Annotated in this window: 24 protein-coding genes and 1 pseudogene; 12 read left to right on the forward strand and 13 right to left on the reverse strand. The window is 70.1% G+C overall.

The window, feature by feature from the left end; translation table 11 throughout:
* The coding region (locus ABFX54_RS17115; protein WP_346105899.1) for an HsdM family class I SAM-dependent methyltransferase at positions 1-896 on the reverse strand (896 nt) is incomplete at its 3' end.
* A 76-nt stretch (positions 897-972) separates the two neighbouring features.
* On the opposite strand from ABFX54_RS17115, the gene ABFX54_RS17120 reads away from it, so the two are divergent.
* Together ABFX54_RS17120 and ABFX54_RS17125 are read left to right on the forward strand one after the other, a co-directional pair.
* Positions 973-1,743 carry a PP2C family protein-serine/threonine phosphatase gene (locus ABFX54_RS17120; RefSeq protein WP_346105901.1) on the forward strand — a complete coding sequence of 257 codons (771 nt, stop codon included), beginning with the start codon at positions 973-975 and terminating at the stop codon, positions 1,741-1,743.
* Positions 1,744-1,924: 181 nt separating this feature from the next.
* Positions 1,925-2,887 (forward strand): CHAP domain-containing protein, encoded by a 963-nt coding sequence (locus ABFX54_RS17125; RefSeq protein WP_346105903.1) that lies wholly within the window; start codon positions 1,925-1,927, stop codon positions 2,885-2,887.
* A gap of 15 nt (positions 2,888-2,902) precedes the next feature.
* Here ABFX54_RS17125 and ABFX54_RS17130 read toward each other — a convergent pair whose 3' ends face one another.
* Positions 2,903-3,958 (reverse strand): glucose 1-dehydrogenase, encoded by a 1,056-nt coding sequence (locus tag ABFX54_RS17130; RefSeq protein WP_346105905.1) that lies wholly within the window; start codon positions 3,956-3,958, stop codon positions 2,903-2,905.
* 118 nt (positions 3,959-4,076) lie between these two features.
* On the opposite strand from ABFX54_RS17130, the gene icmF reads away from it, so the two are divergent.
* On the forward strand, positions 4,077-7,262 hold the full coding sequence (gene icmF, locus ABFX54_RS17135; RefSeq protein ID WP_346105907.1) for a fused isobutyryl-CoA mutase/GTPase IcmF: 3,186 nt from the start codon (positions 4,077-4,079) through the stop codon (positions 7,260-7,262).
* A gap of 159 nt (positions 7,263-7,421) precedes the next feature.
* Positions 7,422-7,922 (forward strand): thiol peroxidase, encoded by a 501-nt coding sequence (gene tpx / locus ABFX54_RS17140; RefSeq protein ID WP_346105908.1) that lies wholly within the window; start codon positions 7,422-7,424, stop codon positions 7,920-7,922.
* 43 nt (positions 7,923-7,965) lie between these two features.
* Here the strand turns inward: tpx and ABFX54_RS17145 are convergent, their stop codons facing one another.
* Positions 7,966-8,772, reverse strand: a complete 807-nt coding sequence (locus ABFX54_RS17145) for an SAM-dependent methyltransferase (protein ID WP_346105910.1) — start codon at positions 8,770-8,772, stop codon at positions 7,966-7,968.
* An 87-nt stretch (positions 8,773-8,859) separates the two neighbouring features.
* On the opposite strand from ABFX54_RS17145, the gene ABFX54_RS17150 reads away from it, so the two are divergent.
* Positions 8,860-9,606, forward strand: coding sequence for a helical backbone metal receptor (locus tag ABFX54_RS17150; protein ID WP_346105912.1), 747 nt, complete (start codon positions 8,860-8,862; stop codon positions 9,604-9,606).
* Between the two features lie 15 nt (positions 9,607-9,621).
* Here the strand turns inward: ABFX54_RS17150 and ABFX54_RS17155 are convergent, their stop codons facing one another.
* The 5 genes from ABFX54_RS17155 to ABFX54_RS17175 are packed head-to-tail and all read right to left on the reverse strand — an operon-like array spanning position 9,622 to position 14,822.
* The gene (locus tag ABFX54_RS17155) at positions 9,622-10,779 is read right to left on the reverse strand and encodes an ROK family transcriptional regulator (protein ID WP_346105913.1); all 1,158 of its coding nucleotides are present in this window, start codon (positions 10,777-10,779) and stop codon (positions 9,622-9,624) included.
* A gap of 3 nt (positions 10,780-10,782) precedes the next feature.
* Complete coding sequence (locus tag ABFX54_RS17160; protein WP_346105915.1) at positions 10,783-11,628, reverse strand: carbohydrate ABC transporter permease; 846 nt, start codon at positions 11,626-11,628, stop codon at positions 10,783-10,785.
* On the reverse strand, positions 11,615-12,484 hold the full coding sequence (locus ABFX54_RS17165) for a carbohydrate ABC transporter permease (RefSeq protein WP_346105917.1): 870 nt from the start codon (positions 12,482-12,484) through the stop codon (positions 11,615-11,617). Before ABFX54_RS17165 ends, ABFX54_RS17160 begins: the two co-directional genes overlap by 14 nt.
* Before the next feature lie 53 nt (positions 12,485-12,537).
* The gene (locus ABFX54_RS17170) at positions 12,538-13,902 is read right to left on the reverse strand and encodes an ABC transporter substrate-binding protein (protein ID WP_346105919.1); all 1,365 of its coding nucleotides are present in this window, start codon (positions 13,900-13,902) and stop codon (positions 12,538-12,540) included.
* 32 nt (positions 13,903-13,934) lie between these two features.
* Positions 13,935-14,822 carry a sugar phosphate isomerase/epimerase family protein gene (locus ABFX54_RS17175; RefSeq protein ID WP_346105920.1) on the reverse strand — a complete coding sequence of 296 codons (888 nt, stop codon included), beginning with the start codon at positions 14,820-14,822 and terminating at the stop codon, positions 13,935-13,937.
* A gap of 114 nt (positions 14,823-14,936) precedes the next feature.
* Between ABFX54_RS17175 and ABFX54_RS17180 the strand changes: the two genes are divergently transcribed.
* The 3 genes and pseudogenes from ABFX54_RS17180 to ABFX54_RS56955 all read left to right on the forward strand — a co-directional run.
* The gene (locus tag ABFX54_RS17180) at positions 14,937-15,971 is read left to right on the forward strand and encodes a zinc-binding dehydrogenase (RefSeq protein WP_346105922.1); all 1,035 of its coding nucleotides are present in this window, start codon (positions 14,937-14,939) and stop codon (positions 15,969-15,971) included.
* On the forward strand, positions 15,968-16,753 hold the full coding sequence (locus ABFX54_RS17185) for a sugar phosphate isomerase/epimerase family protein (protein WP_346105924.1): 786 nt from the start codon (positions 15,968-15,970) through the stop codon (positions 16,751-16,753). The genes ABFX54_RS17180 and ABFX54_RS17185 overlap by 4 nt, the downstream gene beginning before the upstream one ends.
* Positions 16,750-17,928 (forward strand): annotated as a pseudogene (locus ABFX54_RS56955) (MGH1-like glycoside hydrolase domain-containing protein); the annotation flags it as partial. The gene ABFX54_RS17185 and the pseudogene ABFX54_RS56955, both read left to right, overlap by 4 nt.
* Before the next feature lie 9 nt (positions 17,929-17,937).
* Here the strand turns inward: ABFX54_RS56955 and ABFX54_RS17190 are convergent.
* On the reverse strand, positions 17,938-19,041 hold the full coding sequence (locus ABFX54_RS17190) for a zinc-binding dehydrogenase (RefSeq protein WP_346105925.1): 1,104 nt from the start codon (positions 19,039-19,041) through the stop codon (positions 17,938-17,940).
* A complete protein-coding gene (locus ABFX54_RS17195) occupies positions 19,034-19,975 on the reverse strand; it encodes a Gfo/Idh/MocA family protein (protein ID WP_346105927.1) in 942 nt (313 codons plus the stop codon). The genes ABFX54_RS17190 and ABFX54_RS17195 overlap by 8 nt, the downstream gene beginning before the upstream one ends.
* Before the next feature lie 119 nt (positions 19,976-20,094).
* Between ABFX54_RS17195 and ABFX54_RS17200 the strand changes: the two genes are divergently transcribed.
* Complete coding sequence (locus ABFX54_RS17200; RefSeq protein WP_346105928.1) at positions 20,095-21,057, forward strand: glucosyl-3-phosphoglycerate synthase; 963 nt, start codon at positions 20,095-20,097, stop codon at positions 21,055-21,057.
* Complete coding sequence (locus ABFX54_RS17205; protein ID WP_346105930.1) at positions 21,054-22,181, forward strand: glycosyltransferase; 1,128 nt, start codon at positions 21,054-21,056, stop codon at positions 22,179-22,181. Before ABFX54_RS17200 ends, ABFX54_RS17205 begins: the two co-directional genes overlap by 4 nt.
* Before the next feature lie 102 nt (positions 22,182-22,283).
* On the opposite strand, the gene ABFX54_RS17210 is transcribed toward ABFX54_RS17205, so the two are convergent.
* Positions 22,284-23,078 (reverse strand): universal stress protein, encoded by a 795-nt coding sequence (locus ABFX54_RS17210; RefSeq protein ID WP_346105932.1) that lies wholly within the window; start codon positions 23,076-23,078, stop codon positions 22,284-22,286.
* 79 nt (positions 23,079-23,157) lie between these two features.
* Here ABFX54_RS17210 and ABFX54_RS17215 point away from each other — a divergent pair, with 79 nt between their 5' ends.
* A complete protein-coding gene (locus tag ABFX54_RS17215) occupies positions 23,158-23,460 on the forward strand; it encodes a hypothetical protein (protein ID WP_346105934.1) in 303 nt (100 codons plus the stop codon).
* Positions 23,461-23,518: 58 nt separating this feature from the next.
* Positions 23,519-24,460 (forward strand): phosphatase PAP2 family protein, encoded by a 942-nt coding sequence (locus tag ABFX54_RS17220; RefSeq protein ID WP_346105936.1) that lies wholly within the window; start codon positions 23,519-23,521, stop codon positions 24,458-24,460.
* Positions 24,461-25,146: 686 nt separating this feature from the next.
* Here the strand turns inward: ABFX54_RS17220 and pip are convergent.
* Both pip and ABFX54_RS17230 read right to left on the reverse strand, forming a co-directional pair.
* Positions 25,147-26,130, reverse strand: a complete 984-nt coding sequence (gene pip, locus ABFX54_RS17225) for a prolyl aminopeptidase (protein WP_346105938.1) — start codon at positions 26,128-26,130, stop codon at positions 25,147-25,149.
* A 46-nt stretch (positions 26,131-26,176) separates the two neighbouring features.
* Entirely contained in the window at positions 26,177-26,755 is a 579-nt protein-coding gene (locus tag ABFX54_RS17230) for a hypothetical protein (RefSeq protein ID WP_346105940.1), read from the reverse strand.
* Between the last annotated feature and the right edge of the window lie 101 nt (positions 26,756-26,856).

Genomic DNA, 26,856 nt, shown 5'->3' on the forward strand with positions numbered 1-26,856 from the left:
ATCAGGATGGCGACCAGGCCGCGCGGCTTGACGTGGGTGAGGCAGTGCTGCACCCAGGCCAGCTCGGGCTCGCCACGGGGCGGCAGGCCGTACTCCCAGCGCGGGTCGCCGGTCAGCTCCTCGTAGCCCCAGGCCCGCTCGTTGAACGGCGGGTCGCACACGACCGCGTCGGCCCGCTCGCCGGCGAAGCCGTCGTGACGCATGGCGTCGCCGGCCACGACCCTGGCCGCCAGGCCGCGCAGCCGCAGCCTGGCGGCGGCGATGGCGGCCGAGGTCTCGCTGAGCTCCTGGCCGAGCACCCGCGCCGCGCCGGCGGGGGAGAGCAGCAGCGTGCCGACGCCGCAGGCCGGGTCGAACAGGGTCGAGCCGTCGGCGCTCACGAGCCGGACCATCAGCGCGGCGACGTCCTCGCGGGTGATGGACAACTGCCGCGAGTGGGCTTCGAGATAACGCTCGCACAGGAACTCGTACGCGGCCCGCGCGCCGTGCTGCTCACCCAGTTCGAGAACGAGCCCCGCCAGCTCGGGCTCCAGCTCGCCGGCCACGCGGGGATCGCGGACGCCCAGCGCGTCGTCATGGGATCCCGCGCCGTCACTCGCGGCGGCGGAGGCCCTGGTGAGCAGGGCTCCGGCCTGGGCCACCAGCTCGCCCAGCCGCAAATCGCCCGCGGCTTTCAGGCGTTGCCACACCCGATCTCCCAGGGAGACCTGGTAGGACTTCCCATAGCGCCGCAGCCACGACTCGACCTGCCGCAGGGAGAACAGCGGCTGGTTGGCGGTGCCGCCGATGGGCTGGGGGAAGTCGTCGTGGCGACGGCGCCAGTTGCTCACCGCGGCACGCCCGACACCGGCGAGCCGGGCGATGTCCCCGGCATTGACGGTCGGGTCGTGGCTCATGGAGCCCACAGTAGTTCACAAGAGTCTTCAGCGCATCTGCTTGTGAAGTCTTTCAACCAATGATTTACTGCTAGGTATGAAGCACAACATCCGCTATGCCGCCGGATCAGACGTGGGCCGCCGCAGGGAGCAGAACGAGGATTCTGGCTATGCGAGCGGCCGGTTGCTCGTGGTGGCTGACGGGATGGGTGGACACGCGGCCGGCGAGCTGGCGAGCTCGGCGGCGATCGCCGTCATGCGCGAGCTGGATGCCACGCTTCCCGAGACGGGCTCCGACCTGGAGGCGGCCCTGGAGGGCGCCGTGCACGAGGCGGCGCGCAGGCTGGTCGAGCTGGCCGACATCGACCCCGCCCGCAGGGGGATGGGGACCACGGTGACCGCCATGCTGTGGGACGGCTACCGGTTCGCCCTGGCTCATCTCGGTGACTCCCGCGGATACTTGCTTCGCGATGGTGCTCTCTACCAGATGACCAAGGATCACACACTTGTGCAGTCGATGGTGGACGAAGGACGGATAACGGAGGACCAGGCCGCCGTGCATCCCCGTCGTTCCATGGTGCTGCGCGTGCTGGGCAGCGAGGGCCGGGCGGAGCCGGACATGGCGCTGCGTGAAGCCGAGCCTGATGATCGCTACCTCCTCTGCTCCGACGGGCTCACGACCGTGCTCGGGCCCGAGGTCCTGCACGAGGTGCTGACCACGGTGGCAGACCCGGCCGCGGCCGTCCAGCGTCTGATCGATCTGGCCAACGAGGGCGGCTCGCCGGACAACGTGACCGTGGTCGTGGCCGACGTGGTCGCGCCGGGCGCGGGAGACGCGGGCATCTTCCGCGTGGGCGCCGGCGCCTAGCCATCGTAGTAGCGAGTCACACCAGCCTCAGCAGTCACGTAGCCGAAATTTCGGCTCATAGCAAGACACTTTCCGAATGACACGCGCACTTTCGCGATGGCGCTACTACAGTCCATCGTGATTTGTCGGTTTTCTGGGAGGAGTCGCCCTGGACTCGATCGCGGACGAGCTGCTGAAGACGGTGCGGCAGGAACTCGGTTACAAGGAGAAGAGCAGCCAGTTCACCAAGTTCGGCCAGTGGTACGCGGATCGCGTCCAAGACCCCCAGTATCGCGACGCGCCGTGGTGCGACATGTTCCTCGCCTGGGCCGCGAACAAGTCCGGCCTCTCCGACTACGTCGGCGAGTTCGCCTGGACGCCCTCCCACGCGGCCTGGTTCATCCAGCGGGGCGCCTGGTCGCAGAAGCCCGAGCCCGGAGCGCTGGTCTTCTTCGACTGGCGCGGCGGCAAGAGCTACAAGGGCATCGACCACGTCGGCGTGGTCGAGCGCGTCAGCGGCAAGAAGATCCACACCATCGAGGCGAACGTCGACCGCGTCTGGCTCAAGCGCAAGACCAGGGAGACGGACAAGGTCGTCGGCTACGGCCTGCCGCGCGTGGTCAAGGCCAACGCCGACAAGCTGGACGAGATCCGCTCGACCGAGCGCCCGTTTGCGTCGCCGCCGCCCGCCCAGGTCGGGCAGGGCTCGCCGCTGGACGTCTTAGGCACGCCGCCCGCGCTGCTCGCCGCCATGGTGATCATGACCATCGTGCTCTCGCTCCGCGTCTCAGGCCGTCGCCGCGGCACCCACCGCCGCCTCGCCTGGGCCTGGCCCCTGCGCCGCCTCAATCCGCCCGCGCAGCCGCCGTCCGGCCCGAAGGTCCCCTCCCCCAGAAACCCGCTGACCCCGCCCGCCGACGACGGCACGAAACCGCCGCGCGAGAAGGCGCCGGCCCGCCAGAAGGCGCCGCCCCGCGAGAAGGCCCCGGTCCGCGAGAAGGCCCCGGTGGCGAAGAAGGCCCCGGCCCCCGAGAAGGCCCAGGCGCTTGAGAAGGCTCCCGAGAGGCCCGCCCGTCCGGTCAGGAGCCGGGTGCCGGCCGGTTCGGGCGGTTCCGCCGCGAAGTACCCCACCACGTCGAGACGCAGACCGTACGAACGGGACTGACCCCGGCGAACAGCGCTAAGCGGTCAGGTCGATGACCGTCTTGACGTTGTCGTGGCCGGCGGGCTCGAACGCCTCCAGGGCGCGCGTCAGCGGCACCCGCCGCGTGATCAGCCGCTCCAGCCAGCCCAGGTCCGCCTTGGCCAGCGCCGCCGCCGCGTCGCGGTAGTGCCGCAGGTTGCCGTTCACCGTTCCGAAGACCACGTCGTTCTCCAGCACGATGTCCCGGTTGATCACGCCGGCGTCCACCCGGTGCGACCGCCCGCCGGGCGAGAGCCCGCACAGGCAGACGATGCCCGCGGCGGCGGTGGTGGTCATGGCGTCGATGACGAGCGGCCCCGCTCCCGTGCACTCGATGATGAGGTCCGGCTTGGCCTCGGCGAACTCCGCCAGCGACGAGCCGGAGTGGTACGTCGCGCCGATCCCCTCCACCAGGCTCGACTTGAGCCCCGGGCCGGAGCGGTCGAGAACGTGCACCTCCAGCCCGCGCTGCCGCCCGAGCAGGGCCGCCAGCAGCCCGATCGGCCCGGCGCCGGTGACCAGCAGCGTGCGCGGCTCGAACCAGGACCGCGCGCCGATCCGCTCGATCTGCTCCCACGCCTTGGCGACCACAGAGGCGGGCTCGACCAGCGCGCCGACGCTCTCCAGCGCGCGGTCCACCTTCACGGCGTAGCCGGCCTCGACGGTCCAGCGCTCACTGGCGAACCCGTCGAGCTCCTTGATGCCGCGCTCGGTGTAGCCGCCGTTGCGGCACATGTCGAACTCGCCCCGCGCGCAGGCCCCGCACGGCGCCGGGTCGGGGCGGCGTACGACGCCGGCGACTAGCTCTCCCGGTGAGAACGCGGACCCGTCGGGGGCTTCGAGCACCCGCCCGAGCGACTCGTGGCCGATGACCATGCGCTCCTCGCCCGGCGGCGGCCAGCCGTAGCCGGCGCCGATCAGCTCCCTGTCGGTCCCGCAGATGCCGACGGCCAGGCCCTCGACGAGCAGCTCGCCCTGACCCCGCCGCGGGTCGGGCACCTCCCGCACGTCGAGCGTGCCCTCACTCCCCGGTTCGAACGTCAGCGCGCGCATCCCCGCCACCTCCTCGGAAGGGCCCTACCCACGCTGCCCCCGTCCACCTCGCCCTTGGGAAATAGTAGGACGTCCTAGTATCTTCGTAGGTGAAGCCTCCACGAAGGAGTGATCAGGCGTGCACGTCCCGCGACACCCCGTCCGTTTCGTGACCGCCGCGGCCCTGTTCGACGGGCATGACGCGGCGATCAACATCATGCGGCGCATCCTCCAGTCCCAGGGTGCCGAGGTGATCCACCTCGGGCACAACCGGTCGGTCGACGAGATCGTCACCGCCGCCATCCAGGAGGACGTCCAGGGGGTGGCGATCAGCTCCTACCAGGGCGGGCACGTGGAGTTCTTCAGCTACCTGGTGGACCTGCTGCGCGAGCGCGGCGCCGGCCACGTGAAGGTGTACGGCGGCGGCGGGGGCGTGATCGTCCCCGAGGAGATCGAGCTGCTGCACTCACGCGGTGTCGCCCGGATCTTCTCGCCCGAGGACGGCCAGCGCTACGGCCTGCCCGGCATGATCAACAAGCTGATCGAGGAGTGCGACGTCGAGCTGGGCGACCCGCCCTCCGTGGAGGCCGTGGTCTCGGGCGACCAGGCGGCGCTGGCCCGCGCGATCACCCTGATCGAGAGCGGCCGGGCCCCCGCCGAGCTGGTGACCGGCCTGGCCACGGAGCGGCGGGCGCCCGTCCTCGGCATCACCGGCACCGGCGGCTCGGGCAAGTCCTCGCTCACCGACGAGCTGGTCCGCAGGTTCCGCGTGGACAACGACGACAAACTGCGCATCGCGATCATCGCCATCGACCCGACCCGCAGGCGCGGCGGCGGCGCGCTGCTCGGCGACCGCATCCGCATGAACAGCCTGGGCCCCCAGACCTACTTCCGCTCCCTGGCCACCAGGGGAGCGGCCAACGAGGTGCCCGCCTGCCTCGACGACGTGATCAACGCCTGCCGCGCGGCCGGCTACGACCTGGTGATCGTGGAGACGCCCGGCATCGGCCAGGGCGACGCGGGCATCGTGCCGCACGTGGACGTGCCCATCTACGTGATGACGCCCGAGTTCGGGGCGGCCTCCCAGTTGGAGAAGATCGACATGCTCGACTTCGCCGAGGCCGTGGTGATCAACAAGTACGAGCGGCGCGGCGCCGAGGACGCCCTGCGCGACGTGCGCCGCCAGCTCGTACGCAACCGCGAGGCGTTCGGCGTCTCACCCGAGGACATGCCGGTCTTCGGCACCATCGCCGCCCGCTTCAACGACGCCGGCGTCACCGCCCTCTACCACCACCTCAAGCCTCTCCTCCCCACAGGCGCGAGCCCCGGCCTGCTGGCGCCGGTCCAGGGCCGCACCTCGCAGGCGTCGGCCGCCATCGTCCCGCCCGCCAGGGTGCGCTACCTGGCCGACATCGCCGAGACCGTGCGCGGCTACCACGCCGAGACGCTGGCCCAGGCCGAGGTGGCCCGCCGCCGCCAGCAGCTGGCCGCAGTCCGCGACCTGCTCAGCGAGGCGGGCGCGCGGGAGATCGGCCGCGTCGAGGGGGAGCTGTCCGAGGAGAGCCGCGCGCTGCTCGACGGCTGGCCCGCCGTCAAAGAGCGCTACAGCGCCGACGAGCTGGTGGTGAAGGTACGCGACCGCGAGCTGCACACCCCGCTCTGGCGCGAGACGCTGTCCGGCAACCGCATCCCCAGGGTGGCGCTGCCCCGCTACACCGACCACGGCGACCTGCTGCGCTTCCTGCGCTCGGAGAACCTGCCGGGGATGTTCCCGTTCACCGCCGGGGTGTTCCCGTTCAAGCGCGACGACGAGGATCCGACCAGGATGTTCGCCGGCGAGGGCGACCCGTTCCGCACCAACAGGCGCTTCAAGCTGCTGTCCGAGGGCCAGCCCGCGACCCGGCTGTCCACCGCGTTCGACTCGGTCACGCTGTACGGCCACGACCCCGACCTGCGCCCCGACATCTACGGCAAGGTCGGCACCTCGGGCGTCTCGATCGCCACGCTCGACGACATGAAGGTGCTCTACGACGGGTTCGACCTGGCCGCGCCGAACACGTCGGTGTCGATGACGATCAACGGTCCGGCGCCCACGATCCTGGCCTTCTACCTCAACGCCGCCATCGACCAGGCCATCGACCGCTTCCGCGCCGAGCAGGGCCGCGACCCCGACGAGGCCGAGGCCCGCGAGCTGCGCGCCCGCACGCTGGCCACGGTCAGGGGCACGGTGCAGGCCGACATCCTCAAGGAGGACCAGGGACAGAACACCTGCATCTTCTCCACGGAGTTCAGCCTGCGGATGATGGCCGACATCCAGGAGTGGTTCATCGCCAACGGGGTGAGGAACTTCTACTCGGTCTCGATCTCCGGCTACCACATCGCCGAGGCCGGGGCCAATCCGATCAGCCAGCTCGCGTTCACGCTGGCCAACGGCTTCACCTATGTGGAGGCGTACCTGGCCAGAGGCATGAGGATCGACGACTTCGCGCCGAACCTGTCGTTCTTCTTCTCCAACGGCATGGACCCCGAGTACAGCGTGCTCGGGCGGGTGGCTCGCCGGATCTGGGCGGTGGCGATGCGCGAGCGCTACGGCGCCGGCGAGCGGTCGCAGAAGCTGAAGTACCACGTCCAGACCTCGGGCCGGTCCCTGCACGCCCAGGAGATGAACTTCAACGACATCCGCACCACCCTCCAGGCCCTGATCGCCGTCTATGACAACTGCAACAGCCTGCACACCAACGCCTTCGACGAGGCCGTGACCACCCCCTCGGCCGACTCGGTGCGCCGCGCGATGGCCATCCAGCTCATCATCAACCGCGAGTGGGGCCTGGCCAGGAACGAGAACCCGCTGCAGGGCTCGTTCATCATCGAGGAGCTCACCGACCTGGTGGAGGAGGCGGTGCTGAGCGAGTTCGAACGGCTGTCGGACCGAGGCGGCGTCCTCGGCGCGATGGAGACGGGCTACCAGCGCGGCAAGATCCAGGACGAGTCCATGCTGTACGAGATGCGCAAGCACGACGGCTCCCTGCCGATCGTCGGCGTCAACACCTTCCGCAACCCGCGCGGCGAGGACGAGGCCGAGCCGCACCAGGTGGAGCTGGCCAGGGGCACCGAGGAGGAGAAGCGCTCACAGCTCGACCGGCTGCACGCCTTCCACGAGCGCAACCGCTCCGAGGCGCCCGCGCAGCTGGCTCGGCTGCGGGACGTGGCGATGTCGGAAGGGAACGCGTTCGAGGTGCTGATGGAGGCGGCCAGGGTCTGCTCGCTCGGCCAGATCACCGACGCCCTCTTCGAGGCGGGCGGCCAGTACCGCCGCAACGTCTGACCGCGCCGGGCGACCGGCCCCGGCTCGCCCCGACGGCACGCGGCCGTCGGGGCTGCGGCCGCCTGCCGTGGCTGGTTCGGCCGCATGCCGGGACGGGGCCGGACATGGGACGCCGATAGGATCACGGTTCTGGGGAATATCCGTATTCTGGAGGATTTCATGTCCGACGTCACGCTCAGAGGTAACCCGATCACGGTCGGCGGCACCTTCCCGAAGCCCGGCGACAGCGCGCCGGCCTTCCGGCTCGTGGGCTCCGACCTGGCCGATCGTTCGCTCGACGACTTCGGTCAGAAGACCAAGGTCCTCAACATCTTCCCGAGCGTCGACACCGGCGTCTGCGCCGCCTCGGTGCGCCGCTTCAACCAGGTGGCCGGTGAGCACCCCGACGTGGCCGTGCTCTGCGTCTCGGCCGACCTGCCCTTCGCCCAGAGCCGTTTCTGCGGCGCCGAGGGCGTGGAGAACGTGACCATGCTCTCGCTCATGCGGGGCCGCGAGTTCCTCACCGACTACGGCGTGGCACAGGAGTCGGGCCCGATGGTCGGGCTGGCCGCCCGCGCGGTGGTCGTGCTCGACGGCGACAACAAGGTGATCTACTCGGAGCTGGTGCCCGAGATCTCCCAGGAGCCCGACTACGAGAGCGCGCTGTCCGCCCTCAAGTGAGCCACCGCTGAGCGGGCCGCCCGCGTACGTCGCGGGCGGCGCCTCAGCGCTTGACGCCCACGCCGCACAGCCCCAGCGACGCCTGCGGACCGGCGGCGGCGAAGTCAATCATGTCCGACAGATCCGGCCGCCACTGCGGCAACCACACCAGACCCGGATCCACCAGCTCGAACCCCTCGAACAGCGCGCCGATCTCGTCGCGGTCGCGCGGGGTGAGCGGCAGGCCGGCGCTCCGGTAGACCTCGGTGCACCGCTCGACCGCGGCCGGCCGGGCCTCGCTGCTGCCATGGGACATGACCAGGAAACTGCCCGGCGCCATGGCCTCGCGCAGCGCCGCGACGATCTCGCCGGGCCGTTCGGAGTCGGCGATGTGATGCATGACCGCCCCCAGCAGCACCCCGAGCGGACGGCCGAAGTCGATCGCCTCCAGCACGCCGGGGTCGCGCAGGATCGCCTCGGGCTCGCGCAGGTCGCCATGGACGACGCCGGTGCCGCCCTGGCCCTCCAGCAGCGCGCGGGCGTGCACCAGCACCACCGGGTCATGGTCGACGTAGACCACCCTCGCGCCCGGATCGACCTCCTGGGCGACCTCGTGCACGTTGCCCGGCGCCGGCAGGCCGGTGCCGAGATCGAGGAACTGCGTGATGCCGTTTCGCGCGAGATGGCGCACCGCCCGGCCGAGAAACGCCCGGTTCGCCCGGGCCGCCGCGGGTAACTCGGGTGCCACCTCCAGGATCTTCTCGGCCGCCGCGCGGTCGGCCGCGAAGTTGTCCTTCCCGCCGAGGAAGTAGTCGTAGAGCCTGGCCACGCTGGGCGTGCTGGGATCGAAGCCGAGTGACTCCCGCTCCAACCGTGGTCCCCCGATCAACGAGTAAAACGATCTTAGGCTCGGATCATACGGACGCCGACCGACATTCGCAGGATCTAGGCTGCATACGTGGACGACCTCGGTGTGCCCCTGCGGATTCCCGGGACCGTGAGCCGCATCGTGTCCCTGGTGCCGTCGCTGACCGAGTCGGTCGCGGCGAGCCTGCCGGGGGCGCTGGTGGGCGCGACCGACTGGTGCTCGCACCCGGCCGGCCTCGACGTCGCCAGGGTCAGGGGCACCAAGAACCCCGACCTTGACGCGATCAGGCGGCTGCGACCCGACGTGGTGCTGGCCAACGCCGAGGAGAACCGCGCGCCCGACATCGAGGCGCTGCGGGTGTCGGGGATCGCGGTCTGGGTGACGAAGATCGAGACGGTGGCGGAGGCGTTCGCGTCGCTGGAGCGGATGTTCGCCCTCGCCTGCCGGGCCGAGCCGCCCGGATGGCTGGAGGAGGCGCGGGAGGCGTGGCGGGCGCCGTACGAGGGGCCGCGGCGGACGGCGATCGTGCCGATCTGGCGGCGGCCGTGGATGGTCGTGGGCCGCGACACCTTCACCGGCGACGTGCTGCGCCGGCTCGGCGTGGACAACCTGTACGCCGGCCACCCCGAGCGTTACCCGAAGATCCCGCTCGCCGAGCTGATCGCGCGCCGCCCCGACCTGGTGGTGCTGCCCGACGAGCCCTACGCCTTCAGCGAGACCGACGGCCCCGAGTCGTTCCCCGGCCTGACCTGCGTCCCCGTCAGCGGCCGGCTGCTCACCTGGTACGGCCCCTCCCTGGTGCGGGCTCCGGAGATCCTGCGCCGTGCCCTCGCCTGACCCGGCCGTGCGGGGTCAGCTCGCCGCGTCGGTCCTGGCGGCCAGCGCGGCGTCCACGGAGGCGGGGGAGAGCACGTGCTCCATGACGATCACCGCCATCCCCACGATCCCGGCCCGATCCCCCAGCGAGCTGGTGACGATCTCCAGGTTCCTCGTCGTGTACGGCAGGCTGCGCCGGTAGACGACCTCCCTGATGCCCGTCAGATAGTGCTCCCTGGTCTGCGCCATGTCTCCGGCCAGCACCAGCACGCCCGGGTTGAGCAGGCTCACCGCCGTGGCCAGCACGACCCCCAGCGTGCGCCCGGCCTCCTGGACCCGCGCGATGGCCTCGGCGTCCCCCGCCTGCACGAGCTGGACCACCTCGCGGCTCGACGTCTTGCCGAGGTCGGTGGCCAGGGCGTGGCCGCTGGCCAGCGAGGCCACGCAGCCGCGCGAGCCGCAGGTGCAGACCCGGTCGTCGGTCTCGCGCAGCCGGACGTGCCCGATGTTGCCGGCCGCCTCCTCGACGCCGCGATAGATCTGGCCGTCGAGGACGATGCCGGTGCCGATGCCGGTGGAGACCTTGATCAGGATCAGCGAGTCGGTGCCCCGCCAGGACGACCACCACTCGCCCAGCGCCATCGCGTTGGCGTCGTTCTCCACCAGGATCGGCACGTCGAACATCGAGCCGATGGCCTCGCCCACCGGATGGTCGTCCCAGCCGGGCATCAGGAACGACCTGATCACCCGCCCGGTGGTGTGGTCGACCGAGCCGGGCAGGTCAAGGCCGACCCCGCACACGTCGCCGGCCGGCCGTCCGGCCCGGTCGAGCATCCGCTGGAACGCCTGCCGCACCCACGACAGCACGGCGTCAGGACCGAGCTCGATGCGCATCTCGGCGCGCTCCTCGGCCATCGTCTTGGCCGCCAGGTCGGTGAGTGCCACCCTGGCGTGGGTGGCGCCCAGGTCGGCGACCAGCAGCAGGCGCCTGGTGGCGTCCACGTCGAGCACGGACGGCGGCCGCCCGCCCCCGGAGACGCCCACGCCGGACTCGTGGATGTAGCCGGCGTCGATGAGCCGGTCGACCCGGTCGGTGATGGTCGACCGGGACAGGCCGGTGAACTCGATCAGTTCTTTGCGGGTACGGCAGGTGCCCTTGCGGATCAGCTGGAGGATCTGCCCTGCCGTCAGCATGGTCTATCCCTTCTCCGCTCCTGCGGTGAGGCCCTCCGTCAGCAGGCGTTCGCCGGCGAAGAACACGATCACGATGGGCAGCGTGAGCACCACCGATCCAGCCATCAGGACCGTCGTCGGGATCTCGATGCTCCCCGCCAGCTGAGAGAGCCCCAGGGACACGGTCCAGCTCTCCCGGCTCTCCACCAGGAAGAGCAGGGCGAACAGAAACTCGTTCCACGCGATCATGAACGCGTAGAGGCCGGTGGCCATCAGCGCGGGCTTGGACAGCGGCAGCACCACGCGCCAGATGGTCGACAACCTCGTGCACCCATCGATCGCGGCCGCTTCCTCCACGCTGCGCGGCACGGTCTCGAAGTAGTTGCGGAGCATGTATACCGTGACGGGCACCGTTTGCGCGATATACACGAGGATCAATCCGATCAGCGATCCACGCAGCCCGATCATGGTGAAGAGCACGAACAGCGGGATGGCCAGCACGATCGCCGGGAAGAGGTACACCGCCAGGAAGAGGAAGTGCACCTGGCGCCGGCCGAAGAAGCGCAGCCGCGCGACCGCGTACGCGCCCGGGATCGAGATCAGCAGCGTGACCGCCACCGAGGCCACCGCGACGATCGCGCTGTTCCTCAGGAAGGTCAGGAAGCCCTGCTTGGTCAGCACGTTCACGTACGTGTCCAGGGTGAAGGCACGTGGCCAGAGCGAGCCGGGGTCCAGGATGAGCTCCTGGATGTCGCGTACCGACAGCATCACCATGTAGAGGAACGGGAACGCGGTGATCAGGAAGAGGAACGCGATCACCAGCGGCTTGAGCACCTTGAGCAGGGCCCGCTCGAACCTATCCCTGCTCACGTTCGCCTCCCGCGAAGAACCTCAGGTAGACGGCCAGGAAGACCACCAGGAAGATCGCCAGCACGATCGCCTGCGCCGCCGAGGCGCCGATGTCGTCGCGCGAGGTGAGGAAGTTGTAGACCCGCACGCTGACCACCTCGGTGCCGGCGCCGCCGCCGGTCAGCAGGTAGACGTCGTCGAACTTGGTGAAGGTGAACACGAAGCGCAGCACCGACAGCAGCGCGATGATCCGCCACAGCTGCGGCATGATCACGTACCGGAAGCGCTGGGTGGGGGTGGCGCCGTCCACGACCGCGGCCTCGTCCAGCTCTTTCGGCAGCGCCTGCAGCCTGGCCAGGATGAACAGGAACGCGAACGGGAAATACCGCCACGCCTCGAACGCGATCACCGTGAGCAGCGCCACCGGCACCTCGATGCCCAGGAACTCGCCTCTGGCCTGGGTGAGGAAGGCGATCGGCTCATCCAGCCAGGTGTTGACGATGCCGTACTGCGGGTTGAGCATCGTCTCCCACAGGAACGTCACAGCCACCACCGGAGCCACGTACGGGATCAGGATCGAGGCCCTGACCAGGGTGCGCCCCCGGAACCTGTCGCGCAGCGCGAGCGCGGTCACCAGCCCGATCACGATCGACGACGCGGTCCCCGCGACCGTGTAGACGAGCGTGTTGACCAGCGACGTCCAGAAGCCCGGCTCGGACATCACGTACGTGAAGTTCTCCAGCGTGTAGTGACCGAAGATCCCGACCCGGCGGATGTTGATCAGCCGCGCGTCCTGGAACGCCAGCATGATCGCCCACAGCAGCGGCAGCACCACCACGACCAGCGTGATGACGAGCGTCGGTGAGATGAGTACCAACCCGGCTCGCGCCTCTTGCTGTCGCAAAGTGCGGCTGGTTTGGTCGCCTGACCTCACTGCCGGATCCCGCGCTTGATGGACTCGACCTCGGTCTTGGCCTGGTCGGCGGCGGCCTGGGGGGTCAGGGAGCCGTCGACGACCATGCTGAGCGCCTTGGGCACGGGCAGTTCGCCCATCGTGGCGCCGACCAGCTTGCCCTGGCCCTGCGGGATGCCCCACCTGGCGAAGGTGTCGGGGCTCTTGCGCAGGGCTTCGAGCACGTCGGCCGGGTAGACGTCGGCCAGCGGCTTCTTGGTGTCGACCCCGGCGGGCAACTTGTTCCACTTGTCCTCGAAGCCCTTGCGCGCGGGGAACTTGCCCTCGGGGGCCATGCCGATCCAGCGCTCGTAGCCCTCGTTCATCATGTAGGAGACGAACTTGCTCGCCGGGTCGGTGGCGGCGCCGTTCGTGATCGCCCAGGAGACGATCTCGCCGTACTGCGCGGGCGCATCGCCGTCAGGGCCCTTGAGTGCCGTGACGACGCCGGTGTTCTCGGCCAGCCACTCGGGGTTCGCGCGGCACTCCTGGCAACTGGGCAGCGCGTCCTTACGCAGCCCGGCCAGCTCGTCGAGGATGAACGACGACCAGATCATCATGGCCGCCTTGCCGGAGAAGTAGGTGGCCCTGGTGGTGTCGACGTCCTGCTTGCCCTTGACCGAGTAGTTCTTGGCCAGCTTCGCGTAGAACTCGAACGCCTTCACACACTGTGGCGTCCCAAGGGCGACATTTCCGGAATTGTCGACCAGCTGGCAGCCGTTCGCCAGCGCCACGTGCTCGAAGCTCTGCGCCGTGAACGAGTCCTTCGGCGCGATCGCCAGCGTGATGCCCGCGGTCCCGCCCGTGTTGAGCTTGGCCGCGGCCGTCTCCAGCGCCTCGTACGTGTCCGGCGGCTCAAGCCCGGCCTTGTCGAACAGGTCCTTGCGGTAGAGGATCAGCTGCGCCCACCCGTCGCTGGGCACCGCCAGCAGCTTGCCCCCCGAAGTGTCGAGCTCCAGCGCCCGCGGCGAGAAGGTGTCGCGGCCGAGCCCATCCACGATCCTGCCCGGCGTCTCGGTGTCGAGCAGGTCGTTGGCCTCCAGCTCGCGGATCGAGGCCAGCGGCAGCGCCCCGATCACGTCCGGCAGGTCGTCCGCGGCGGCGGCCGCCGTGATGGTCTGGCTGAACTGGTCCTCGGCCACGCCGACCAGCTTCACCTTGATCCCGGTCTTCTGGGTGAACTCGGAGACGATCGCGTTCTGCACGGCCATCCGGTCTTCGAGGTTCTCCTCGGTCCAGACCGTGATCTCGTCGGACGACTGCTCGCCACCGCCGTCGCCGCAGGCCGCCAGGGCGACGGCGAGCAGCGTGGCGGAGAGGACGGCGGTTACCTTCGTCGGCATGGCGCGCTCCTCTGGTTGGGGATATGCCGCCCTTACCCCCGGACGAGATGACGCAACGTGCGGTAGGCGATACCGAGACCGGTCTGTACCCTCTCCGTGCTTCCGCTCCAGACGGCGTCCTCGTGCTCCACGGAGACCACCCCGTCGTAGCCCCCCTCGTGCAGCGCGTCGATCACCCGGGTCCAGTCGACCTGGCCGAGTCCGGGCACGCGGAAGCGGTACCAGCCCTTCTCGCCGCTGATCGGGCCGTGGAAGCCGTACCGGTCGATCTTGCCCGCCAGGATCTGCGTGTCCTTGGCCTGCACGTGCGCGATGTTCGGGATGTACGGGGTCAGCGCCGTCACTGGGTCGATGCCCAGCGCCACCAGGTGCGAGGGGTCCCAGTTGAGCTTGAGCCCGAGGGTGAACATCCACTCCCACAGCTCGGGGGAGTAGGCCAGGTTGCCGGGATATCCGTCGGGATGCCAGCTCTTCATCACGCAGTTCTCGATCACGATCTCGACGCCGTGCCGGCCCGCGTACTCGACCAGCGGGCCGAAGACGTCCGCGGCCCGCTTGAGGTTGTCGTGCACGGTCAGCCCGGGGTCGCGGCCCACGAACGTGCCGACCGTGGGGCAGCCGAGCGCGGCGGCGGCGTCGACGCAGCGGCGTACGTGGGCGTTCACCTGCGGCCCTGCCTCAGGGTGCAGATTGTTCTCGTAGTACGCGATCGAGGAAAGCGTGAGTCCGCTCTCTGCGAAGATTCGCCCGACTCGCGAGCATTCGACGTCGTCGAAACGATCTACTCTGATGTGATTTCGGTCATCCGGAGAAGGCCACCCGGCGACCTCGAGCGCCTCGAAACCCCGGCTGGCAGCCCAGTGTGCAATGTCGGTAAGGTCGCTTTCCGGAAGACACGCTGTCAGAAACCCCAATTTCATCAGTCACCTCCGACGGAAGTCGTAGACTTCAGAGGGTTATCAGCACCACTATCGAGTGCAAACAAGTCCTAAATCTTCAACTTTTGATTGATCAGAACGCATAAGTGTGGGGAATTGCGCGTCATCACCTTCCAAGAGCCAGGCAAAGTCCGCGTCAGCCTGGAGTCGCCCGCCGAGCTGGTGGCGGGCACAGTGCGCGTGCGCACTCTCTATTCAGGAGTCTCAGCGGGCACAGAACTCACCGCCTATCGCGGGACAAACCCCTATCTCAGTCGTAAGTGGGACACCGAGCGGCGGCTCTTCGTGGAGGGCCAGACTCATGCGTACCCGCTGGCCGGTTGGGGCTACCAGGAAGTCGGCGAGGTGATCGAAGCCGCGCCCGATGTGGCCGACCCGCCGGTCGGCAGCCTGGTGTGGGGCATCTGGGGCCACCGGGCCGAGGCCGTGGTGCCGGCGGAGAAGCTCGTCGGCCACGTGCTGCCGCCCGGCGCCGACCCCGTGACCGGCGTCTTCGCCAGGGTCGGGGCCATCGCGCTCAACGCGGTCCACGCCGCCGATATCCACCTGGGCGACCAGGTCGCGATCTTCGGCCAGGGCGTCATCGGGCTGCTCGCCACCCGCCTGGCCGTGCTCAGCGGCGCCCGCGTGGTCGCCGCCGACGGCATCGCCGACCGGCTGGAGCTGGCCAGGAGGTTCGGCGCCGCCGAGACGTTCGACATCGCCTCGGGGTCGGTGGCCGAGTTCATGCGCAAGCGGGTCGAGGGCGCCGACACCGCCATCGAGCTGAGCGGCAGCCACGCCGGGCTGCACGAGGCGATCAGGACCGTGCGCAAGGGCGGCCGGGTCGTCGCCGCCGGCTTCTACCAGGGTGACGGCGTCGGGCTGCGGCTCGGCGAGGAGTTCCACCACAACCAGGTCCAGCTCGTCTCCTCCCAGATCGGCGGCGTCGCCTCGTGGCTTTCGCACCGGTGGGACGTCGAGCGCATGCAGCGCACGTTCATGGAGCTCGTGCACCGGGGGGAGGTCGACGCCCGCGAGCTCGTCAGCCACATCATGCCCCTCGACCGGGCCGCCGAGGCGTTCGACCTGATCGACAAGCACCAGTCCGAGGTGCTCCAGCTCGTCTTCGAATTTGAGGAGTCACAGTGAAGCTCGCCGTACAGGAGCAGCTTCTCCCCGGTCGTACCCTCCAGGAGAAGTACGCGTTCGCGCTCGATGCCGGATTCGACGCCATCGAGCTGCGCGGCAAGGGAGACTTCCACTTCGCGGGGCGGCTCACCGAGCTGAAGCGGGCGCTGGCCGACGGCGTGGTGATGCCGACGGTGTGCGTGGACATGCCCCACTTCATCGGCGACTTCGACCCGGCCAAGCGCAAGGACGCCATCCAGCAGCTCAGGTCGCAGCTGACGGTGATCGCCGAGCTGGGCGGCATCGGCGTGATGACCCCCGCCTCCTGGGGCCAGTTCTCCCTCAGGCTGCCCCCGTTCGAGCCGCCGCGCGGGCCCGAGGAGGACCGCGAGGTGCTGGCCGAGGCGCTGGGCATCCTCGGGGAGCACGCGCAGCGCAACGGCGTGCTGATCATGCTGGAGCCGCTCAACCGCTACGAGAACCACATGGTCAACACTCTGGCCGACGCCGTCTCCTACTGCGCGACGGACTCGATCAGGATCGTCGGCGACACCTACCACATGAACATCGAGGAGGACGACCCCTGCCGGGCGCTGATCGACGCGGCCCCGTACATCGCCCACATGCAGATCAGCGAGTCCAACCGCAACCAGCCGGGCACCGGCCACCTCGACTGGGGCGCGCAACTGGCCACGCTCGACGCCGTGGGCTTCGACGGCTACCTCGCCCTCGAATGCCGCCTGCGGGGCGAACCCGAGATCGTCCTGCCGCAAACCGCCGCCTTCGTCAGGAAATATCTATGATCCTCCGCGACGCTGTGCGCGTCCTCGTGAGCAACTGGGACGGCGCGCACACGGTCCCCTCCCGTCGCCTCTACCCCCACCAGTGGAGCTGGGACTCCGCCTTCATCGCGATCGGCAACGCCCGCTGGTCGCCGCGCAGGGCCAGGTCGGAGTTGCTGTCCCTGTTCGGCGCTCAGTGGGCGGACGGCCGGGTGCCGCACATCGTGTTCAACCCGCGGGTGCCGGCCGGCGCCTACTTTCCCGATCAGGGCTTCTGGCAGGCCAAGGCGCCCTCGGGGGCCGAGACCTCCGGCATCGTCCAGCCTCCGGTCCACGCGCTGGCCGCCTGGAAGACGCATCTGGCCGAGCCCGACACCGCGTTCCTGCGCCGGATCTACCCCCGGCTGGTGGCCCAGCAGGAGTTCCTGCGCCGCGACCGGCGCTCGCCCGAAGGGCTGATCTCGGTCGTGCACCCCTGGGAGTCGGGCATGGACAACAGCCCGGCGTGGGACCTGCCGCTGCGCGCGGTGCGGACCGGCGCGTCCGGGTTCACCCGCAAGGACCTCGACAGCGTCAACCCCGCCGAGCGGCCCACCGACCGCGACTACGAGCAGTACATCGGGCTCGCCACCGCCTACCGCGACTCCGGCTACACCGGTACGGGCGCGTTCGAGGTCGAGGATCCGCTGTTCAACGCCGCGTACGGGCTGGCCGAGTCCACCCTGGCCAAGATCGCGAACACGCTGGGCCTGGATGCCGAGCCGCACGAGCGCGAGGCCGAGGCGATCACCCTGGCCATGGTCGAGCACCTCTACGACGGCCGCCTGTTCCAGGCCCGCGACGTGCGTACCGGCCTGCTGACCGACACGGCCAGCGCGGCCGGGCTGACCCCGCTCATGCTGCCGGGGCTGCCGGTCGAGGTGGCCGAGACGCTGATCGCCACCGCGCTCGACCGCTTCCGGATCAAGGACCTGCCGCTGCCGAGCTATGCCCCGGACACTCCCGAGTTCGACCCCGCCCGTTACTGGCGTGGCCCGAGCTGGATCAACGTGAGCTGGCTGCTCTGGCAGGGGCTCAAGGACCGCCGCCCCGACCTGGCGGCGACCCTGGCCGACTCGGTGCTGAGCGCCGTGGTCAAGTCGGGGTTTCGCGAATACTTCGACCCGTTCACACTGCGCGGGCACGGCTGCCGCGACTTCAGCTGGTCAGCCGCCCTCGTCCTCGACATGGTCGCAGAGCACAGCCTGCACGGTCTGAAGCCGTCCGCCCGCGAGGCCGGTCAGAAAGTCTGGAGCGTCGGCGAAACCCACCAGATCGGTGATCACGCGCTCACGTAGCGCCCGCCCGCGCTCCCTGAGCAGGCCGATGGTCTCGTGCGAGAGCCGTTCCCTGTCCCAGGCGTGCGCGAGGCCGCGTGGCACCCGGCCGATCTGGGCGCAGCGCACGGTCAGCCCGTTGTGGTGGAACTCCTCGCCGAGCCGCACCTCCTGCGCGCCCTGGGTGTAGAAGGCCAGGTCGACCAGGGTGCCCTGGGGGCGCAGCAGGCGCAGCCCAAGCGCCAGCGCCCTGGTCTGGCCGCGGCACTGGAAGACCACGTCGGCGCCGCGGTCGCCCGGGCCGTGGCGCCAGCGGCGCTTGAGGTCCACGGCCGGGTCGTCGCCGGCGGCCATCGTGGCCGCGCCGAGCGCCGCGGCGATCTCCAGCCGCTCCGGGGTCTCGTCCACCACCACGACCTCGGCCGCGCCGCAGGAGAGCGCGAAGCAGGCCGTCAGCAGCCCGACGACGCCCGCGCCCACGACCGCGACCCGCCGCCCGCGCACGCCGTCGCCCAGGTGCCGCACCGCCGGGCCGTGCAGGTCGTGGGCGGCGTGCAGCAGGCCGTTGGCACAGATGGGGCCCATGTGGGCGACGTAGATGCCGAGGATGGGGTCGAGGTCGTCGGGCAGCTCGACGAACCGGTCGGTCAGGGGATCGGCCACGTACGCGGTGCGGTGCCCGTAGCACATGGCCACCAGCGAGCCCTCCCGCACGGCCCGCGTCCGCGTCTCGACCACCAGGCCGACCTGCATGTAGCCGATGCCGCGCACCGGATAGGACACCGACGGCTCACCTTCGCGGAACAGCCCGAGCGCCGGATCCCAGCTCGCGCCCAGGTAGGGGTTGGTGCCCTTGACGTAGGTCAGCTCGGTGCCGGCGGAGACGCCGCTGTGCGTGGTGGCCACCATGAAGCCGCCCTCGGGCAGGTCGGGCAGCTTCTCCTCGATCAGGCGCACCTCGCCGGGCGCCTCGATGCTCAGCACTTCAGTCATGCAGGGTCACCGGCCTCCGTTCGGTGGCGGAGCGCGCGAGCGCGAGCGCCACACGATGAGTGCGCAGCGCCTCACCGTACGGTACGCGGACATCGGCCGGCCTGCCCTGCACCGCGTTGATGAACTCCCGGTCCACCCGGGTCTTCGCCCGGCCGTCGTCCTCGATCGCGCGTTCGCCGTCCACGAGCAGCCGTGTCTCGCTGAGTTCGAGCGCGATCCCCTCCGCGCACACCTCCAGCCCCACCCGGTGCTTGCGCGTCAGCAGGCACGAGGTGGCCAGCAGACCGGAGGCGCCGCCGGCGAAGCGCATGACGGCGGAGGTGGCCCGGTCGACCTCACCGTCCACGCTGTCGCCCGCCGGCACCGCGTGCACCATCTCCACCTCGCCCACCAGGAGTCGCGCGAGGTCGAGCACGTGGACCGCCTGCTCGACGATCTGGCCGCCGGACATCTCCCGGTTGAGCCACCAGCCGACGGGGGGCACCTTGTCCAGCCAGTGACCGAGCGCGAGGCGTACGGGACGGCCGGAGAGCAGGTCACGGGCCTGTTCGACGATGTCGAGATAACGCCAGTGGTGACCGACGGCGGAGGGCAGCGATCTCCGCTCTATTTCGGTCGCGATTTTTTCCGCGGTTTGGAGGTCTAGTGAAAGGGGTTTTTCTACAAATAGCGGGAGATTGCACGACAGAACATCATGTTCCGGGTTACCGTGCGCGAAAGGAGGCACACAGACGTAAACAGCGTCGAGACCGCCGGCACTGAGCAGGTCGGCATGGCCGCCATAGGCGGGGGAGCCGTGCTTCGAGGCCAGAGCCTCGGCCCTATGGGGATCGGTGTCGGCGATTCCAGCGATCGTGACATCGGGGAAGCCGGACAGGACGTCTGCGTGGCGAGCGGCGACATTTCCGGCACCTACGATGCCGACACGGGTCATTGGGGACACAACCCGGCATATGCCACGTCTAGGCGCCATCAAACAAACATGTTCGTAAGCCTAACCGTCGGGCAGAAGCCGGGACCTCATGAGATCGGGGCTGATGCATGGAGACAGATATGCGAGCCTTGGCCAGGGTCCAGGAATGGTACGGCCCGCACTCGAGCACGTCAGCCGAGTGGCCGGTGGACGCCTTAATGATGGCCAAAGGAGAGACCACGATCAGCGTGGTCCTGCCCGCGCGTGACGAGGAGAGCACCGTGGGCGACATCATCACCACCATTCGCGGAGACCTCATCGAACGCACACCTCTCGTCGACGAGATCCTCGTCGTCGACTCCAACTCCACCGACGCCACCGCCGAACGGGCGCGCGAGGCCGGCGCCCGGGTCGTGGCGCAGAACGACGTCCTGCCCCACCTCCCGCCCCTCACCGGCAAGGGAGAGGCCCTGTGGAAGGGGCTGGCGGCCTCCAAGGGCGACATCGTCGTCTACATCGACTCCGACCTGCGCAGCTTCGGCGCGCACTACGTGACGGGCCTGGTCGGGCCCCTGCTGGTGGACACAGGCATCCACTTCGTCAAAGCGACCTACGAACGGCCCTACGTCGCCGCCGACGGCTCCGTCCAGCGAGGCGACGGCGGCCGCGTGACCGAGCTGGTGGCCAGGCCGCTGCTCAACATGTTCTGGCCGGAACTGGCCGGATTCGCCCAGCCGCTCGGCGGAGAGTACGCCGCCCGCCGCGAGGTGCTCGAACGACTGCCCTTCGTCACCGAGTACGGCGTGGAGTTCGGCCTCCTCGTCGACCTGCTCCAGCTCGTCGGGCTGGACGCCATGGCCCAGGTCGACCTGGGCCACCGCATCCACACCCACCAGCCGATGGCCGCCCTGGGCCGGATGGCCGGGCAGATCATGCAGACCGCGTGGTCCCGCCTGGAACGCCAGGGCCGCGTGCTCGCGTCGGAGCCCCCGGCGCACACCCTGCTGCAGTTCGGACTCGACAACGATGTCGCTCTCGTGGACGTGGCGGTGGCGGAACGACCTCCGCTCGCCTCCCTCGTGCTTGAGGAGGACCTGGCGTGAAAGTCCTGGTGAACGCGGGCCCGTGGCTGGAGGTTCCGCCCGCGGGCTACGGCGGTATCGAGAACGTGGTGGCCACCCTCGTGCCCGCGCTGCGCGAGCGCGGCGTGCACGTCGTGCTGGCCTCCGTCGGCTCCAGCGGGCTGGAGGTGGACGAGCTGATCAGCGCGTACGACGAAGGTCAGTTCACCGAGCTGCAGAAGCCGTACAACCAGGTCATGGGCATCGCGCACGCGCATCTGGCCCGGGTGGCGGCCGAGCTGCGGCGGCGTGACGACATCGACCTCGTGCACGATCACGTCGAGGTGGTCGGCCCGGCCGTGCTCTCGGCGCTCGGCGGGCCGCCCGTCCTGCACACCCTGCACTGGGACCTGCGCAAGCATCCGGCCTTCTACGGCGCGTTCCCGCCTGGGATCGCGGTCAACGGCGTCTCCGAGTCGCAGATCGCCCGCGCCCCCGACGCCCTGCGCGCCGCCGCGCTCGGCTCCATCCACCTGGCCACCCCGCTGGCCGACCCGCCGGCTGATCGCGAGCCGCGGGTGGAGCGGGGCGAGCACCTGATGGTCATGGGCCGCATCTGCGCGCTCAAGGGCCAGCACGTGGCGGCCAGGATCTGCCAGAAGCTCGGCCTGCCCCTCGTCCTGGCCGGCCCCGTCAGCGGCCGCGACACCGCCGCCGAGCTGGACGTCGTCGCCCAGAACCCGTACCACCCGCTGCACAGCCACCCCGACGTGCGCTACCACCTGGACCAGGTGGCCCCCTACCTGGACGGCGACCTGGTTCGCTGGGTCGGCGCGGTCGGCGGCGCGGAGCGGGACGACCTGTACGCCTCGGCCCGCGCGGCCCTGTTCCCCATTCAGTGGGACGAACCAGGCGGGACCGCCGTCGTGGAGGCCATGGCGCTCGGGGTGCCCCCGGTGGGCCTGCGCCGCGGCTGCCTGCCGGAACTCATCGACCACGGCCGTACCGGGTTCCTGGCGGACAGTGAGGAGGAGCTGGCGGAGTGGGTGCTGCGGCTGGACGAACTGGACCCCGAGGAGTGCCGTCGCGAGGCCCGCCGCCGCTTCACACCGTTGGTGATGGCCGATCGGTACGTGGAACTGTACGAGCGCCTCGCCCGCCACTGACGGCTCGTCGGCCAGGTCGGCGGGTCAGGAACACTGACGGTTCGCCGGCCGGTCGGCGGCCTGGGAGAAGCCCACTGACGGTTCGCCGGCCCGGTCGGAGGCTCAAGAGAAGCCCCTGGGCAGGACCGTCACCGGGCAGGCCGACGCGCGCAGCACCTTCATGGCCAGCTCACCCAGGAACACCCGGTGCGGCTGCGCGTCCTCGCTCGCCGCGCACACCAGCAGCTCGCCCGGCAGCCACTCCAGATCCGACAGGGCGGCCACCACGTCGTGCCCCTCGGCCACGGCCGCCTCCGCCTCGATCCCGGTGCTCTCCCAGGCCAGCCGGACCGCCAGGGCGAGATCGTCCCTGAGCTTGCCCTGATCCTCCGTACGCAGGTCGAGGGTGATCAGCCGGAGCGGGACACCCAGCCGCAGCGCCGCGTGAGCCACCTGCTCGACCGCCGCGTCACACTGCGGCCGATGCACGTACGCCAGCGTGAGCCGGGCGGGCTCGACCGGCGGCTGATAGCCGGACGGCGCCAGCATCACCGCCTCGGACGAGCGGTGCAGCAGGTGGTCCGCGGCCGAGCCGATGGTGATCCGGCCGGGCTGCCCGCCGCCCGCCGAGCCGACCACGATCAGGTCGGCCCTGATCCGGCTGGCCAGCACCGACAATCCCCGCCCCGTGCCCCGGCTCTCGTACGTCAGGTACTCGGCCGTGACCTGCCCCAGCTCCTCGGCCGCGTGCGCCAGATTGGCCTGCGCCTCCACCGCCAGCCCCGGGCTGCCCGGCGGGTAGATCGTGGCGATCGTCAGCTCGCCGCCGGTGACCCGGGTGATCGCCGACCCCAGCGCGAGGGCGTCCCGCCCACCAGGGTCGTTCGCATAGCCGACGATCACGTGCGCACCGATCACGATCCCCCTCTTACCCGACTTGAGCTGGGAATACGCGACCTCAGCGACAACGTTGTAAACGTACGGAGGCGCAAAGAAAGTGAAGATCACCCTTGACACCCGTTTCAACGGGTCCCTCGGCTCCGTCACCCTCGGTGAAGCGGTTCAGCAACTCAAGGCTCGCGACCTGGCCTGCACCGTCGCCGCCGACGTGCTGGAGCAGAAGGTCACCATCTTCTCCGACTGCGTGGAGCGCGGGTTCACGCCGCTCCGCAGTGAGATCATGGCCGCGTACTACGTCGCCGAGCGCGACGCCACCGCCGAGGCGTTCGACCGGGGGCTGATCAGCCGGGGCGAGCTGGAGACGAAACAGGCCGCGCTCGTACGCCAGCTCTTGTCCTGACGCCGTTTTGACCACGGTTGACGGCCGGAGTTCGTAAGGTCGTGTCCATCGCATATTCATGGATTGGACACGTGTGTACGAGGACATCGTCGACTTCGCCCGCTCCACGCCCGGGTGGCTGCACACCCTCGCCGAGGTCGGCACCGACGCCGGGTTGTTCGTGTTCGCGGCGCTCTTCGTGGTCGTCGCGGTGCGGGCGTGGCGGGCGCCGGCCAGAGAACTGGCGCTCGCGGTCTCGGGGCCGGCCGGGATCGTGCTGGCGTACATCCTGAGCGAGGTGATCAAGACCTTCGTCCAGGAGGACCGGCCGTGCCGGGGCGGGATCGCCACGATCGCCGCCTGCCCGCCGCTCGACGACTGGTCCTTCCCGAGCAACCACTCCGTCATCGCGGCCGGCGCCGCCGCCACCCTCGTCCTGGCCTGGCGGTCTCTGGCCTGGGCGGTGTTCCCGCTGGCCGTGGTGATGGCGTTCTCGCGGGTGTTCGTCGGGGTGCACTATCCGCACGACGTGGCGGCCGGCTTCCTGCTGGGGGCCACGCTGGCGCCGCTGTTCGCGCTGCTGCAGGTCGGGGCGGTCACGCCGGCCGTACGGCTGCTGCGCGCCCGCCTGCCCGAACACCTCCGCCCCGCCGCCCCTGACCCGGCCCCGAACTGGCGCCAACGCCCCTCCACGTCACAGCCGCCTTTCGAGGACCCGCAGCGGTCGTTCGGACAGGGGCCGGACCCGCGACAGCATGTCGGGGCGGACCCGCGACAGGACTTCGGGCCGGACCCGCGACAGGACCCGTCGGTGGATCCCCGGTATGGCCCCGCCGCTGATCCGGGACGGCCGAGCTTCGGCCGGGGGAGGGCGCCGCAACACGGGGTCGCACAGCCGCCGCACCAGTACGCCGAAGGAGCACCCCAGGGCTATGCCGGGGGCGCGCCTCATCGCTACACCGACGGCCCGCCCCATGGTTACGCCGGAGAGCGGTCGCGGCGCCATGCCGAGGGACCGTAGCCCCATCGGCCGCTCCAACTGGGCCGGCGTGGACGCTCCGTCGCCACGGCGAGCAGCCGTCCCCCGCATGAGGCGGCATGCCGGCCCCAAGCTCGCTCGGCGGTGCCGTCCCTGACCCTGCATCCCGGGGTCGCCCTGCCTGCATCCCGGGCTCGTCCGGGCTGCACCGTGGGCTCGTCCGGGCCGCATCGCGGGCTCGTCCGGGCTGCACCGTGGGCTCGTCCGGGCTGCACCGTGGGCTCGTCCGGGCTGCATCGTGGGCTCGTCCGGGCTGCATCGTGGGCTCGTCCGGGCTGCACCGTGGGCTCGTCCGGGCTGCATCGCGGGCTCGTCCGGGCTGCACCGTGGACTTGTTCCAGCTACACAACAGGGCGGCTCCCGCTGCACCGCAGCTCGTTCTGCCTGCACTGCCTAGACCGTCTGCCTGCACCGCATGAGCCGCTTGGCTGCACTGCAGGGGCCGGGGCGGCTGCATAGCGGGCCGCCCTGCCTGCATCGAGGGATCGCCTCGGCTACATCGTGGGGTCGCCCCGCCTGCACCTAGCCTGCCCCGGCCCTGCACCGCAGGCCGTCCTGCCTGCATTGCGGGGTCGTCTGCCTACACAGTGGGCTCGCCCTCGCCACACCACGCGATCGTCCCGGCTGCACAGCAGGGCCGCCCCAGCTGCATCGCGAAGCCGTCCCGGCTACACCGTTGTGCCGCCCTGGCTGTTCGGAGTGGACCAGCGGTCGGTGATGGAGATCAGGCGGTCCAGAGTGCCGGGTTCCGAGTAGGCGTGGCCGGCGTCGTCGATCACGTGGAACTCGGCCTCCGGCCACGCCTTGTGCAGGTCCCAGGCCGTGGCCACAGGGGTGCAGACGTCGTAGCGGCCCTGGACGATCGCCGCCGGGATGTGCCGGATCCGATCCACGTCCCTGATGAGCTGGTCGGGCTCGAACCAGCCGCCGTGGGTGAAGTAGTGGTTCTCGATCCGGGCGAAGGCGACGGCCATCTTCTCCTCGCCGAACTCCTCGACCAGCCCGGGGTCGGGCCGCATCGTGATCGTGCCGCCCTCCCACTGGGCCCACGCCTTGGCCGCCGCCAGCCGGGCCTCGTCGTCCGGACCCTCCAGCCTCTTCGCGAAGGCCGCGATCAGGTCGCCGCGCTCGTCCTCCGGGATCGGGGCGACGAACCGCTCCCACAGGTCGGGGAAGATGTGGCTGGTCCCGTCCTGGTAGAACCAGCGCAGTTCCTGGGGCCGCAGCGTGAAGATCCCGCGCAGCACCAGCTCGGTCGTCCTGTCGGGATGCGTCTGCGCGTACGCCAGCGCCAGCGAGCTGCCCCACGAACCCCCGAACACCTGCCACCGCTCGATCCCGAGGTGCTCGCGCAGCTTCTCCATGTCGGCCACCAGGTGCCACGTGGTGTTGGCGCTCAGGTCGGTGGCCGGGTCGGAGGCGTGCGGCAGGCTCCGGCCGCAGTTGCGCTGGTCGAACAGGACGATGCGGTAGAGCGCGGGGTTCCACTGGCGGCGGTGCTTGGCGTTGCACCCGCCCCCTGGTCCGCCGTGGAGCATGACGGCGGGCTTGCCATCAGGGTTGCCGCAGACCTCGTAGTAGATCTGGTTGCCGTCGCCGACGTCGAGCAGTCCGGAGTCGTACGGTTCGATGGCGGGGTACAGGGTTCTCATACGTCCTGATCCTGCCGCATCGTCCGGGTCGAACGCGGCCAGGGGCTCAGTCGGACCAGTCGTATCGGGTCAGGAACGTACGACTTCCGGTCGCGTAGTCGTGGAACGCCTGCCGTACCTCCTCCAGTTCCCCCACCTCGGTCCTGATGAGCTTCCCCTCCTTGTATTCCAGCTCGTACCCGGGAGAAACCTGGAGGAAGTGCCGCCCGAAGTTCACCACCGCCACGAACGGGTTCTGCGGTGACATCGTGCCGAGCACGTCGTGGATCAGCCCGAGGTCGGGGTCGTTGACCATCATCCCGTCGCCGGTGTGGAGCTGCATGCCCTCGTACACCCCCAGCGGCGCCACGTTGTGCACGAGGTCGCGCTGCGGGTCGTAGCAGACCAGGCCGTGCGCCCGCGCGGCCGTGAACACCTGCGCGGACATCTCGTCCATCGTGTCCAGATCCATCGTCACCAGGACGTGCCCGTCCGGATAAGTCGTGACCTGCCCCGGCAGCTCCTTCGCGACGCCGGGCGCGGCACCGGTGGCGGGTTCCGTCCGCTTGACCGCCAGGTACGTCGCCCGTGCCTGGTCCCTGCTGATCGGTACGGGCTCGTCCCAGACCATCAACTCAACGCTCATCGACTCTCCTTGAGGAGGCTGGAATCCCCGTGCCTCATAGCGGGGAGGGTAGCCGGATCCCGGCCGGGAGATGGACCCGGGCGCGGCGACCGGGTCCATCT

This window comes from Nonomuraea maheshkhaliensis (genome assembly GCF_039529435.1).
Taxonomy (GTDB): domain Bacteria; phylum Actinomycetota; class Actinomycetes; order Streptosporangiales; family Streptosporangiaceae; genus Nonomuraea; species Nonomuraea maheshkhaliensis.

What these genes read in the sequence shown, in the direction of transcription:
- pip (WP_346105938.1), bottom strand. Translation starts at nt 26,130, where the DNA reads ATGAGAACCCTGTACCCCGCCATCGAACCGTACGACTCCGGACTGCTC.
- ABFX54_RS17190 (WP_346105925.1), bottom strand. Translation starts at nt 19,041, where the DNA reads ATGACTGAAGTGCTGAGCATCGAGGCGCCCGGCGAGGTGCGCCTGATC.
- ABFX54_RS17155 (WP_346105913.1), bottom strand. Translation starts at nt 10,779, where the DNA reads ATGCTGACGGCAGGGCAGATCCTCCAGCTGATCCGCAAGGGCACCTGC.
- ABFX54_RS17120 (WP_346105901.1), top strand. Translation starts at nt 973, where the DNA reads ATGAAGCACAACATCCGCTATGCCGCCGGATCAGACGTGGGCCGCCGC.
- ABFX54_RS17130 (WP_346105905.1), bottom strand. Translation starts at nt 3,958, where the DNA reads ATGCGCGCGCTGACGTTCGAACCGGGGAGTGAGGGCACGCTCGACGTG.
- ABFX54_RS17170 (WP_346105919.1), bottom strand. Translation starts at nt 13,902, where the DNA reads ATGCCGACGAAGGTAACCGCCGTCCTCTCCGCCACGCTGCTCGCCGTC.
- ABFX54_RS17220 (WP_346105936.1), top strand. Translation starts at nt 23,519, where the DNA reads ATGGATTGGACACGTGTGTACGAGGACATCGTCGACTTCGCCCGCTCC.
- ABFX54_RS17200 (WP_346105928.1), top strand. Translation starts at nt 20,095, where the DNA reads ATGCGAGCCTTGGCCAGGGTCCAGGAATGGTACGGCCCGCACTCGAGC.
- ABFX54_RS17230 (WP_346105940.1), bottom strand. Translation starts at nt 26,755, where the DNA reads ATGAGCGTTGAGTTGATGGTCTGGGACGAGCCCGTACCGATCAGCAGG.
- ABFX54_RS17195 (WP_346105927.1), bottom strand. Translation starts at nt 19,975, where the DNA reads ATGACCCGTGTCGGCATCGTAGGTGCCGGAAATGTCGCCGCTCGCCAC.
- tpx (WP_346105908.1), top strand. Translation starts at nt 7,422, where the DNA reads ATGTCCGACGTCACGCTCAGAGGTAACCCGATCACGGTCGGCGGCACC.
- ABFX54_RS17175 (WP_346105920.1), bottom strand. Translation starts at nt 14,822, where the DNA reads ATGAAATTGGGGTTTCTGACAGCGTGTCTTCCGGAAAGCGACCTTACC.